General features: G+C 63.5%; 13 protein-coding genes. 7 read left to right on the top strand and 6 right to left on the bottom strand.

Annotated elements, in window-relative coordinates; all coding sequences use genetic code 11:
* Positions 1-446 (bottom strand): transposase family protein (locus tag EOA16_RS33395; protein ID WP_245456047.1); only part of this gene is annotated, 446 nt, incomplete at its 3' end.
* A gap of 29 nt (positions 447-475) precedes the next feature.
* Between EOA16_RS33395 and EOA16_RS29270 the strand changes: the two genes are divergently transcribed.
* The 3 genes from EOA16_RS29270 (at position 476) to msrA (ending at position 2,439) form a co-directional block, all read left to right on the top strand.
* Positions 476-1,174 carry a DUF1223 domain-containing protein gene (locus EOA16_RS29270; RefSeq protein WP_127261256.1) on the top strand — a complete coding sequence of 233 codons (699 nt, stop codon included), beginning with the start codon at positions 476-478 and terminating at the stop codon, positions 1,172-1,174.
* Positions 1,175-1,278: 104 nt separating this feature from the next.
* Complete coding sequence (locus EOA16_RS29265; RefSeq protein WP_127261255.1) at positions 1,279-1,536, top strand: hypothetical protein; 258 nt, start codon at positions 1,279-1,281, stop codon at positions 1,534-1,536.
* A 165-nt stretch (positions 1,537-1,701) separates the two neighbouring features.
* On the top strand, positions 1,702-2,439 hold the full coding sequence (gene msrA, locus EOA16_RS29260) for a peptide-methionine (S)-S-oxide reductase MsrA (protein WP_127261254.1): 738 nt from the start codon (positions 1,702-1,704) through the stop codon (positions 2,437-2,439).
* A 149-nt stretch (positions 2,440-2,588) separates the two neighbouring features.
* Here the strand turns inward: msrA and EOA16_RS29255 are convergent, their stop codons facing one another.
* From EOA16_RS29255 to EOA16_RS29245, 3 genes are all read right to left on the bottom strand, one after another.
* Positions 2,589-3,593 carry a cytochrome d ubiquinol oxidase subunit II gene (locus tag EOA16_RS29255; RefSeq protein WP_127261253.1) on the bottom strand — a complete coding sequence of 335 codons (1,005 nt, stop codon included), beginning with the start codon at positions 3,591-3,593 and terminating at the stop codon, positions 2,589-2,591.
* Positions 3,594-3,602: 9 nt separating this feature from the next.
* Positions 3,603-4,964: a cytochrome ubiquinol oxidase subunit I gene (locus tag EOA16_RS29250; protein ID WP_127261252.1), complete on the bottom strand. Its 1,362-nt coding sequence runs from the start codon at positions 4,962-4,964 to the stop codon at positions 3,603-3,605.
* A gap of 127 nt (positions 4,965-5,091) precedes the next feature.
* Complete coding sequence (locus EOA16_RS29245; protein ID WP_127261251.1) at positions 5,092-5,580, bottom strand: MarR family winged helix-turn-helix transcriptional regulator; 489 nt, start codon at positions 5,578-5,580, stop codon at positions 5,092-5,094.
* 59 nt (positions 5,581-5,639) lie between these two features.
* Here EOA16_RS29245 and EOA16_RS29240 point away from each other — a divergent pair, with 59 nt between their 5' ends.
* From EOA16_RS29240 to EOA16_RS29230, 3 genes are all read left to right on the top strand, one after another.
* On the top strand, positions 5,640-6,608 hold the full coding sequence (locus EOA16_RS29240) for a zinc-binding alcohol dehydrogenase family protein (RefSeq protein WP_127261250.1): 969 nt from the start codon (positions 5,640-5,642) through the stop codon (positions 6,606-6,608).
* A 175-nt stretch (positions 6,609-6,783) separates the two neighbouring features.
* Positions 6,784-7,710, top strand: coding sequence for an ABC transporter ATP-binding protein (locus EOA16_RS29235; RefSeq protein ID WP_127261249.1), 927 nt, complete (start codon positions 6,784-6,786; stop codon positions 7,708-7,710).
* Positions 7,707-8,468: an ABC transporter permease gene (locus tag EOA16_RS29230; RefSeq protein ID WP_127261248.1), complete on the top strand. Its 762-nt coding sequence runs from the start codon at positions 7,707-7,709 to the stop codon at positions 8,466-8,468. The genes EOA16_RS29235 and EOA16_RS29230 overlap by 4 nt, the downstream gene beginning before the upstream one ends.
* 68 nt (positions 8,469-8,536) lie before the next feature.
* On the opposite strand, the gene EOA16_RS29225 is transcribed toward EOA16_RS29230, so the two are convergent.
* Positions 8,537-9,574, bottom strand: a complete 1,038-nt coding sequence (locus EOA16_RS29225; protein ID WP_127261247.1) for a phosphatidylglycerol lysyltransferase domain-containing protein — start codon at positions 9,572-9,574, stop codon at positions 8,537-8,539.
* Positions 9,575-9,926: 352 nt separating this feature from the next.
* Here EOA16_RS29225 and EOA16_RS29220 point away from each other — a divergent pair, with 352 nt between their 5' ends.
* Positions 9,927-11,117 carry an NAD(P)/FAD-dependent oxidoreductase gene (locus EOA16_RS29220; RefSeq protein WP_127261246.1) on the top strand — a complete coding sequence of 397 codons (1,191 nt, stop codon included), beginning with the start codon at positions 9,927-9,929 and terminating at the stop codon, positions 11,115-11,117.
* On the opposite strand, the gene EOA16_RS29215 is transcribed toward EOA16_RS29220, so the two are convergent.
* On the bottom strand, positions 11,109-11,333 hold the full coding sequence (locus EOA16_RS29215; RefSeq protein WP_127261245.1) for a hypothetical protein: 225 nt from the start codon (positions 11,331-11,333) through the stop codon (positions 11,109-11,111). The genes EOA16_RS29220 and EOA16_RS29215 overlap by 9 nt on opposite strands.
* Between the last annotated feature and the right edge of the window lie 124 nt (positions 11,334-11,457).

Genomic DNA, 11,457 nt, shown 5'->3' with positions numbered 1-11,457 from the left:
CTGAAGGTGTCGTGGCTCGGACACCCATGCTTCAGCTCGACGATCTCTTTCAACTCGTCTTCCCGGCCCTCCACGAATTCAGCAATGTCCACACAGCTTTTGGCACCGCACAGTGTCGCTGCAAGCGCCAGGAACAGAAGTTCAGCAAGATTATGCCGCGCATTGATATCGCGCGGATCACGAACCTCTCGCAGGATAGACATAACAAACGGCACTGCGGCCTCCTCTGCAACGAGAAAGCCTCTCAAGAATCCCTCTTTTCCTGCTTGGCAAGTGCCAATCAACTTATCTGCGATTCCCCTGCCCTTGCGGGGGAGATGGCCGGCAGGCCAGAGGGGGGTGCTGTCCCGCCAGCTTCCAAAGGGAATCTCCAGAACGATCACGAACCGGTGAGCGCTGTAACGAAGCAGCAAGCGGCGGCGAAGTGGGGATATCAAGCGGTGCATCCAGGCGCCGCCGCCCACGGAGCAAGCCGATGTCGCGATCCTGCACGTTCATCAAAGTGTCCAGCCTCTCGGCGATTGCGCTGGCAGTGTCGCTCGGTGCGGCCGCCGCCCAGCCGCTCAGCGTGGTCGAGCTGTTCACCAGCCAGGGCTGCTCGTCCTGCCCGCCGGCCAACGCCAATCTGATCAAGGTCAAGGACCAGCCCGGCGTGCTGGCGCTGTCGTTCAACGTCACCTATTGGGACTATCTCGGCTGGAAGGATATTTTCGGAAAACAGGAATTCACCCGGCGCCAGGTCAGTTACGAGCCGGCGCTCGGCCATGACGGGCCGTTCACGCCGCAAGTGGTGGTCAACGGCCATGCCGATGTCGTCGGCGCGGCACCCGGCGAGATCGAAAAGCTGATCTCGGTGAGCGGCCGGACGGGCGGCCCGGCATTGTCCCTCGATGGCGGCAAGATCAGCATCGGCGCCGGCGCCACGCCTGGCGGCCACGCCGATGTCTGGCTGGTGCGCTATGCCAAGGGCGTCGTCGAGGTCCCGGTGGCGCGCGGCGAAAATACCGGCCGCACCTTGCCGCACGCCAATGTCGTGCATGCGCTCAAAAACCTCGGCAGCTGGACCGGCGCGGCCGCGACATATCCGCTGCCCACCGCATCCGGCGGCCTGAGCACCGCCGTGCTCGTGCAGTCGCCCGGTGGCGGACCGATCCTGGCTGCCGCGACCGACTAGATCGCGCTTCGGCAAGAGATTGCGCAACGCCGCATGGCGCGGCGGGCGCATAGCACGGCCGTCAAGAGGACGCGCCTTCAACGACCAACCTCAAGGAGACCATCATGACCACTTCCCGCCTGACGCTGCCGGCGCTCGCTCTCGCTCTGTGCTCGACGGCGCTGTTTGCCGGCGGCATCGCCCGTGCCGACGACGCGACCAATGCGATGAAGCCGGCTGCAAATGCCATGAAACCGGCCGCGGATGCGATGAAGCCTGCAACCGATGCCATGAAGCCGGCCGACCCGATGGCCACCAATTCGATGAAGCCGGCCGCCGACGCCATGAAGCCGGCAACGGATGCGATGGCTCCGGCCAAGTAGATGCGATGGCTCCGGCCAAGTAAAGGTGGTGCTGTTTCCGGCTTCGGTCCCGCGGGTCCGAAGCCGGATGCACGTGAAAGTGAGGCTTCGGCCGCAACTCGCCCGTCGCATGATCGTATCTTATCCAATAGACTCCACATGATGGACGTCACAGGAGCTCAAGCCATGACCGACATTCAAAAACCAGTCACCAGACAATCGTCGCACGTCTTCCGCAGCGCGCTCGCCGCGCTTGCGCTGGCGGCCGCGGGCGCCGCCTTCTGGCTGACGCCGGCGGTTTCGGCCGAGGACGCGGTGAGGATTCCGCCGCCGGCACTGGATGAAAAGGCTTCTGCCGGCACTGAAAAGGCAATCTTCGCCGGCGGTTGTTTCTGGGGCGTGCAGGGCGTGTTCCAGCACGTCAAGGGCGTCAGCAAGGCCGTCTCCGGCTACACCGGCGGCGCCAAGGATGACGCCGTCTACGAGACGGTCGGCTCAGGCCGCACCGGGCATGCCGAATCCGTCGAGATCACCTACGATCCGTCCAAGGTGACCTACGGCCAGCTGCTGCAGGTCTATTTCTCGGTCGCCCACAACCCGACCCAGCTGAATTTCCAGGGTCCGGACTCCGGCACCCAGTACCGCTCGACGATCTTTGCCGAAAACGATGCACAGAAGAAGATCGCGCAGAGCTACATCGCCCAGCTCGACAAGGCCAAGGTGTTCCCGGAGCCGATCGTCACCACGCTGGAAACCGGCAAGACCTTCTATCCGGCCGAGAATTATCATCAGGATTTCCTGACGCTGAACCCGACCTATCCCTACATCGTCTACAACGACCTGCCCAAGGTGGCGAACCTCAAGGCGCTGTTCCCGGCGCTCTACAGCGAGAAGCCGGTGCTGGTGCTGTCGGCGAGCAATTGAGCTGAGCGCGATAAGCGGGCGTAGGGTGTGCGAAGTGCGCCGACGCCCGTCCGTTCGTCATCCTAGGGTCTGCGCTGCGTCGCTTCGCTCCTTGCTTCGCCCTAGGATGACGAAGGCACGGTAGCTGCAGCCACCCCCACCTGACCCCCTCAATCATACGTCAGATCCGTCGCCTTGCCGCCGAACACCCGGTAGGCATAGAAGGAATAGAAGATGATGATCGGCAGCACGATCACGGTGCCGGCCAGGATGATGGCCAGGCTTTCCGGCGCCGAGGCCGCCTGCCAGATGGTCAGGCGATCCGGCACCACGAACGGGTAGAACGACCAGGCCAAACCGGCAAAGCCGAGCGCGAAGATGGCGGCCAGCGTCAGGAACGGCGTCAGTGAATGGCGGTCGTCGGGCTTTGGCAGGTGAAAGGTCTGCCGCCACAGCCACAGGAACAAAAGCGCCGACAGGATCGGCAGCGGCGACAGATAAAGCATCTCCGGCCAGACGAACCATTTGTCGAAGATGCGCGGGCTGGCGAAGGGCGTCGCCAGCGACACCGCCGCCATGCCGAGCGCGGTCAGCACCAGCGCGGTGCGAAGCCAGCGCACCGCTTTCTTCTGCAGCTCGCCCTCGGTCTTGTAGATGACCCAGGCCGCGCCCATCGCCGCGTAGGCGGCGGCAAGGCAGAACGCCACCAGCACGCCGAACGCCATGCCGCCGAGGCCGACATCGAGGCCGAGCACATAAACGCCCAGCATATAGCCCTGCGCCAGCGAGGCGATGAGCGAGCCGAGGAAGAAAATACGGTTCCAGCGGTGCTTTCGCTCGGTCGGCACCTTGGCGCGGAAATCGAAGGCGACGCCGCGCAGGATCAGCCCGACCAGAAGCACGAACACCGGAATGTAGAGCGCGGTCAGGATGACGCCATGCGCCATCGGGAAAGCGACCAGTAGCAGGCCGACGGCCAGCACCAGCCAGGTTTCGTTGGCGTCCCAGAACGGGCCTATTGCCGCGATCATCGTATCCTGTTCGGCATCTTCGGCGGCGGCGAACAGGATGCCGATGCCGAGATCGAAACCGTCGAGAATGACGTAGATCAGGATGGCGAGGCCCATCAGGCCGGCAAAGATCAAGGGGAGCGCGGTTGGCCAGTCGAAGCTCATTTTCTTCTCCTACTCGCCAGCCGCCGGCTGCGACATGGCGGCGTTCATGACGCCCGGCAGCGGCGATGAATCGCCGTCCTTCGCCGCCTTCAGCGCCAGGTGCACCAGCACGCCGAGATAGGCGATCAGCAACAGCACATACAGAACGAGGTATGTGGCGAGCGTCAGCGCGACATGGCTGCCGGCCACCGGGCCGACCGCGTCGGCGGTTTTCAGCACGCCCGTCACCAGCCAGGGCTGGCGGCCGATTTCGGTGGTGTACCAGCCGGCCAGCGTCGCCAGCCAGCCCGACAGCGCCATCGGCACCATCAGCATGGCCAGCGGCTTCGGCAGGCCGTGCCGGCGCTTGAGGAAGAAGGCCGCCGACCATGAGACGAGCAGCATCAGTATGCCTGTGCCGACCATGATGCGGAAACCCCAGAACACCGGAAAGACCGGCGGATGGTTGCCGGGATAATCGTTCAGCCCCGGCACGACCCCGCTGGTGCTGTGCCGCAGGATAAGGCTGGCGCCGTCGGGAATGGCGATCTCGAATTTGTTTTCGCGGGCCGCCTCGTCGGGGACCGCAAAAAGCACCAGCGGCACGTTGGGGCCGGTGTTCCAGTTGGCCTCCATGGCGGCGATCTTCTGCGGCTGGTGCTCCAGCGTGTTCAGCCCATGCTGGTCGCCGGCAAAGATCTGGATCGGGATCAGGATCGCCGCGGTGAAGACGCCGGTGCGCAGCGCCTTCCACATCGATTCCGAACGGTCGCCGGTGAGATAGCGCAGCGCCGACAGACCGGCGATCAGGAACGACACCGTGAGCCCGGAGGCCAGCAGCATGGGGGTCAGCCTGTAGGGCATCGACGGGTTGAAGATGATGGCCCACCAGTCGACGGCGTGTGCGACGCCGTCGCGCATCTCGAAGCCGGCCGGCGTCTGCATCCAGGAATTGAGCGCGATGATCCAGAAGGCCGAGACGGTGGTGCCGCCGGCGACAAGCACCGTCGCCAGGGTGTGGATGCGGTTGGAGACGCGGCGGAAGCCGAACAGCATGATGCCGAGGAAGGCCGCTTCGAGGAAGAAGGCGGTGAGGATCTCGTAGGCCAGCAGCGGCCCGGCTATGTTGCCGACCTTTTCCATGTAGCCCGGCCAGTTGGTGCCGAACTGGAAGCTCATGGTGACGCCCGAAACCACGCCCATGGCAAAGGACAGCGCGAACACCTTCACCCATGTGAAATAGGCGCGCATCCAGGCGGAATCGTTGGTCGCGTTATAGCGCAGCTTGAAGAACAGCAGCACCCAACCCAGCGCAATGGTGATCGTCGGAAACAATATATGGAACGAAATATTCGCGCCGAATTGCATGCGCGACAGGATGAGCGGGTCCATGGTGGGCTCCGGCTGCTTCTAATGAGGTAAGAATAGGCCTGTAGCGCCGTTGGGTCAAAGTGGCGTCCTGCCGCGAGGCTGAACGCCACAGGACAATTTTGCCGGTTGCATGCCGCGCATCCCAGGCCTACGGGCTGGTCTCCGGCGCGTCGCCAAGTGCGTCCGCGAACTTGCGCATCAGCCGCACCAGTTCCTCTATGTCGTGCGCCTCCCAGGTCTCGAAGATGGCGCATCCGATTTTTTCACGCGCCGCATCGACGAGATCGGTCATCGCCTTGCCCTTCGGACTGATGACGGCCTCGCGCACGCGCCGGTCGGCGGCACTCGGCCGGCGCTGGACAAGGCCCAGACTCTCCAGCTTGGCGACCTGCCGGCTGACGGTGGTGTAATCGCGTCCGACACGGTCGGCCATTTCGACGACGCCGATCGGCCCGAAACGCTCAATACCGACCAGCAGCGGAAACAGCGCCCGATCGAGCGGAATGCCGGCTGCTTCGATCAGCAGCTCGTCGCGCTGTGGCCGGTTCATCAGGCCAACGATATCGAGCACAGACCCGTGCAACTGCCGCAGCTGGGTGGCGATATGTGTATTTTGCACTTTATTTGTTGACGGCATGTGGCGACTCCATATATGTGCATTATACACGCAACTCAGGACTCAGAAAGAAAAACATCATGAAGGCCGCGATTGTTTCAAGCGCCGGGCAAACGCCAATCCATGGCGATTTCCCTGAACCGGCCGCCGCAGCAGGCGAGAGCCGCATCGAGGTCACCGCCGCCGCCATCAGCCATGTTGTCAAGGGCCGCGCCTCGGGTGCCCATTACAGTTCTTCGGGCCATTTCCCCTTCGTCGTCGGCATCGACGGTGTCGGCCGGCTCGATGACGGCTCAAGGGTCTATTTCGCTTTGCCCAGGGCGCCCAATGGTAGCATGGCGGAACGAACGGTTGTTCCGGCGGCGCACTGTGTTGCGCTGCCCGATGATCTGGATGACATCACCGCCGCGGCAATCGCCAATCCCGGCATGTCGTCATGGGCGGCCTATACCGAACGGGCGAAGCTCAATTCAGGCGAAACCGTGCTGATCAATGGCGCCACCGGCACGGCGGGCCGTCTCGCCGTCCAGATCGCCAGGCATCTCGGGGCAAGGAAAATCATCGCCACCGCTCGCAATGCCGCTGCACTCGACGCGGTCTCGGCACTCGGGGCGGATGTGACCATCCCGCTGGTCGAGGACGAAGCGGCTCTGGAGGCAAGTTTCAAGCGACAGTTCGCCGAGGGGGTGGACGTCGTCATCGATTACCTCTGGGGCAACAGCGCCGAGCGCCTGCTGATCGCCGCCGCCAAGGCCGCCGCCGACGCGGTGCCGATCCGCTTCGTCCAGATAGGCTCCGTCAGCGGCTCGGACATAAATCTGCCGAGCGCCGTGCTTCGGTCGTCGGCGATTGCCTTGATGGGCAGCGGCATTGGCAGCATCCCGCTCGACCGCTTCATCGCCTGCGCCGGCGACTTGCTGCGCGCCGCCGTGCCGGCCGGCCTCCAAATCGCCACCACACCGGTGCCGCTGGCCGATGTCGAACAGGCATGGGCCGAGGACGACAGCACAAGGCGCACCGTGTTCACGCTGGAGAGGCGGCAAGCCTGATCCCGCCCGCCTTTCCACTCGCGCGCAGATTGGGGATCCATCGGAGCGGCATCGAACCTGCAACGGCCGACCCACAACGATTGTCGAGAACTGTCAGCAGGGCATTGACTTGCGGTTGCATGCACCGACATTCGGCCTATATCAGGGGACCTCTTTCAGGCAGCCGTTTTCATCCATGCCTTCCATCCTGTCCATTTCCGGGGTCTCCAAGACCTACGCCACCGGTTTTACCGCGCTCAAGGAAGTCAATCTCGACATTCAGCGCGGCGAGATCTTCGCGCTGCTTGGGCCCAATGGCGCCGGCAAGACGACGCTGATCTCGATCGTCTGCGGCATCGTCAACCGCTCGTCGGGCACCGTCACCGTCGACGGCCACGACATCAACAAGGATTATCGCGCCGCGCGCAGCCTGATCGGACTGGTGCCGCAGGAACTGACCATCGACGCCTTCGAGAGCGTCTGGGCGACGGTCAATTACAGCCGTGGCCTGTTCGGAAAGCCGGCCAACCCCGGCTTTGTCGAGAAGGTGCTGCGCGACCTGTCGCTGTGGGACAAGAAAGACGCCAAGGCGATCACCCTGTCGGGCGGCATGAAGCGCCGGCTGATGATCGCCAAGGCGCTGTCACATGAGCCGCGCATCCTGTTCCTCGACGAGCCGACCGCCGGCGTCGACGTCGAGCTGCGCCAGGACATGTGGGCCATGGTGCGCCGGCTGCGCGAGGACGGCGTCACCATCATCCTCACCACGCACTATATCGAGGAAGCCGAGGCGATGGCCGACCGCGTCGGCGTCATCAATCGCGGCGAGATCATCCTGGTCGAGAACAAGGCCGAACTGATGCGCAAGCTCGGCCGCAAGCGGCTGGTGCTGGAGCTGCGCAATCCGCTGACGGCCATTCCCGAGGCGTTCTCGCGCTATGCGCTGGACCTGTCGCCGGATGGCGGGCAGCTGACCTACACCTATGACAACCAGGCCGAGAGGCCCGGCGTCGCCTCGTTGATGCGCGACCTCGAGGCCGGCGGCATCCAGTTCCGCGATATCGACACGCAAAACTCTTCGCTCGAGGAGATTTTCGTCAATCTGGTGAGGAGGGAGCCATGAACCTTCGCGCAGTATGGGCGATCTACCGGATGGAAATGGCGCGCGCTTTCCGCACCGTGCTGCAGAGCATCGTCTCGCCGGTCATCTCGACGTCGCTGTATTTCGTCGTCTTCGGCTCGGCCATCGGCTCACGCATCACCGAGATCGACGGCATCAGCTACGGCGCCTTCATCGTGCCGGGTCTGATCATGCTGTCGCTGTTGACGCAGTCGATCTCCAACGCCTCCTTTGCCATCTATTTTCCGAAATTCGTCGGCTCGATCTACGAGCTTCTGTCGGCGCCGGTCTCCTATCTGGAGATCGTCATCGCCTATGTCGGCGGTGCCGCGACCAAGTCGATCATCCTCGGCCTGATCATCCTGGCCACCGCCTCGCTGTTCGTGCCGCTCACCATCCTGCACCCGTTCTGGATGCTCGCCTTCCTGGTGCTGACGGCGGTGACCTTCAGCCTGTTCGGCTTCATCATCGGCATCTGGGCCAAGAGCTTCGAGCAGCTGCAACTGGTGCCGCTGCTGATCATCACGCCGCTGACCTTCCTCGGCGGCAGCTTCTATTCGATCAACATGCTGCCCGAGATCTGGCGCACGATCACGCTGTTCAATCCGGTCGTCTATCTGATCAGCGGTTTCCGCTGGAGCTTCTACGGCAAGTCCGACGTCTCGGTCGGCGTCAGCCTCGGCATGACGGTCGTCTTCCTGCTGGTCTGCATAACCATCGTCGCCTGGATCTTCAGGACAGGGTATCGGCTGCGCAACTGACGCTGACAGGACCTGGCCACCTCTGCCCCGCTCCGCAGGGAGCGAGGAACCCAAGTTCTGCGAGCACCTCAAATGGCCTTGATCAACCGCAGCAGCCCCAGCATCTCGATATAGGTCCCCTTGCGGAAGGCGATGTAGACCGGCTCTTCCACACCGTGGAAGCGGCGTTTGAACGCCGCCTGGCCCTGCAGGTTGAACCTGCGGCGGTTGACCCAGGGCGAAGAGTAGGCGCGCTGGAAGGCATTGCGCCAGAAATCGCTTTCAGCAAATCCGCTTGGCCCGATATCGAGCATCGGCGACAGGCCGAGCGTGACCACCGAGATGCCCTCTTCGCGAAACCGGTCGACGGCGAATTTGGTCAGGCCGATCTCGGCATGCGGCGAGGCATCGATATGCTTGCGCTTGAAGGCGGTCGTGTAGCCGATGACCCTGCCGTCGCGACACAGCGGGTCGAAGTCGAGCAAAGCGACCAGTTCGCCGTCGGGCCCGTGCAGCACGAAGCGGCGCATGTCGGTGCCGAGATGGTCGGCAAAGTTGCGGTTGAGAAAGCCCATCTCCCAGCGCTTGACGATGCGGTCGCCACGCCAGTTTTCCGAAAGCCGGGCGATCTCGTCGAGATAGATCGTGCGCTTGTCCTCTTCGAATGAAAAGCCCTTCTTCAGCAGCCAGCGCTCGGAGTAGCGCACGGTCTCGTTGCGCTTCCCGGAAAAATCATGCTCCGGCAGGGCGAGGCGGGTGTCGATGCCGAGGCGATTGACCTTGTAGCCCAGTCCGGCCAGCACGCGTGCGGTCTCCTCGCCGATCTGCACGAACCACGGGCTGCCGGCAGTCTCGGCGAAACGTCTGATGTAATCGGCCCGACGTGCCGGAGCCGCTACCGGGTCGCCGAGCGCGAAATGGTGCTTCATCTTGGTGCCGAAGGCGATGTAGCCGTCGGCGTCGCCGAAATAGGAAAGCTTGCCTTGCACGGCGGTGGAATAGGCGAGCGAGAAGTCGCCATAGCGGCGCACCAGTGCCAGCCGTTCGACATGGGTCAGCGCCTGCCGCTCGACCTCGGGCGCGGCGGCCTCAAGGATCTTGTCGAAATAGAACCGCAAGGAGGGCATGGTCGAGATTCCGCGTGCCGCCTACAGCGCCGGCCGTCCAGGACGCGCCGAGGTGCTGTAACACTTTGATTCTGCGCACGACTCGAAAATCGGACTCGATTTCGGGCATGCGCGTGGGGGATAATCGAGACCCGCCAGCCACCCAGAGCCTCGAATCAATCACATTGCCGCGACCTGATTACCGTTGATATCGCGCATATGCCATATAGAGCGCAACCACGGCCCGGCGGATGGCTGGAAATCGCATGGCTCGAAAATCGGCAGCGGTTTGCAATATGGGTCCTGCGCGGGATCAAACGGTTACAGCGTCCTGCGAGCATTGTGGCAGGACGGTCGAATGGGATTCGAGTGAATGACTGATACGACAATCAGATCGGTTGCGGATCTGCCGACCACGGTCGAGCCAGCAATCGTCGTCGGCGCCGGTGCTGCCGGGCTGGCGGTCGCGCACGCCTTGATGAACGCCGGCGTGCCGACGGCGATCCTGGAACAGGAAAGCCGGCTGGCCGAGCCATGGCACCGGCGGCACCAGCAATTGCATCTCAACACCCATCGCGATCTGTCTTCGCTGCCTGGTCTCGCCTTTCCGCCTGGCACGCCTGCCTTTCCGCAAAGGATGGTCGTCATCCGTCACATGAATGATTTCCAGAAGGAGAACCGGCTGCCGGTACAGTTTGGCGTCGCGGTCGAAGAGATCACCTTCATGGGCGATCATTGGGCATTGCGCACCAGCGCCGGACCGCGCTTGGCCCGCAATGTCGTCATCGCCACCGGCCGCGACAGGCAGCCCTTCATTCCTGAATGGAAAGGCATGAAGGATTTCGTCGGGCGCATCATCCATTCGGCGGATTTCGGCGACGCGCAGGACTATGCGGGCCAGAAAGTGCTGGTCGTCGGCGCCGGCAATTCGGGCTTCGACGCGCTCAATCATCTGGCCGGCATAGACACGGCCGCCATCTGGCTGTCGGCCCGCAGCGGCCCCGCCCTGCTGCCCAAGCGGATTGCCAAGATCGCCGTGCACCGGCTTTCGCCGTTCATGGCGCGCCTGCCCTTGCGGGTCGCCGATGCGGTGATGGCGGCAACGCAGCGCCTGGTTTTCGGCGACCTGACCAAATTCGGCCTGCCGCCCGCGCCTGCGGGCGGCGCCAGCCGCCTGACCTCGGACTACACCGCGATCGCCGCCGACGACGGCGCCGTCAGCGCCATCAAGGCCGGCAAGATCACCGTCGTGCCCGGCATACGGGAATTCACCCGTGACGGCGTGATCCTGGCCAATGGCAGCCTGATCGATCCCGACATCGTCATTGCCGCGACAGGCTACCGCACCGGGCTGGAGCCCATGGTAGGCAAGCTTGGCGTGCTCGACGCCAAGGGCGTCCCGCTCTTCAACGGTGGCGAAGCCGATCCCAAATTGCCCGGTCTGTGGTTCACCGGCATGCGGCCAAGCATTCGCGGCTGCTTCGCCAATGCCGGTATCCTGGCCAAGGCGATCGCCAAACGGATTGCAGGGTCGGCCTCGCACCAACCCAGCGCATTACGCTGATTTCGGTTCCAGCCGCCGGAAACCGACGGCTTCCATCAGCATGTCCTCTTCCACCATGCCGGCATTGTGCAGGGCGAGCAGGTTAAGAGCGATTTCCCGCGCTTCGGCGGAATCGGCATGGGCCTCGCGCCGCCGGCAGGCCTCGTCGAACACGCGCTGCAGCTTGGCGATATCGGCTGGCTTGAGCAAGCCACGGTCATAGACGGACTTCGACATGGCGATCTCCTGATAAAGATCTAGGGCGCCACGTTTAAATTGCCAATCTTTCCCGAGGCTTGACCGGCTTCACCCCGTCGCCTCGTCGTCCTGAGGCGGAGCAAGGAGCGAAGCGACGCGGCGC

Source organism: Mesorhizobium sp. M7A.F.Ca.US.008.03.1.1, assembly GCF_003997495.1.
Taxonomy (GTDB): domain Bacteria; phylum Pseudomonadota; class Alphaproteobacteria; order Rhizobiales; family Rhizobiaceae; genus Mesorhizobium.
This window is presented reverse-complemented; position numbering and strand designations above follow the sequence as displayed.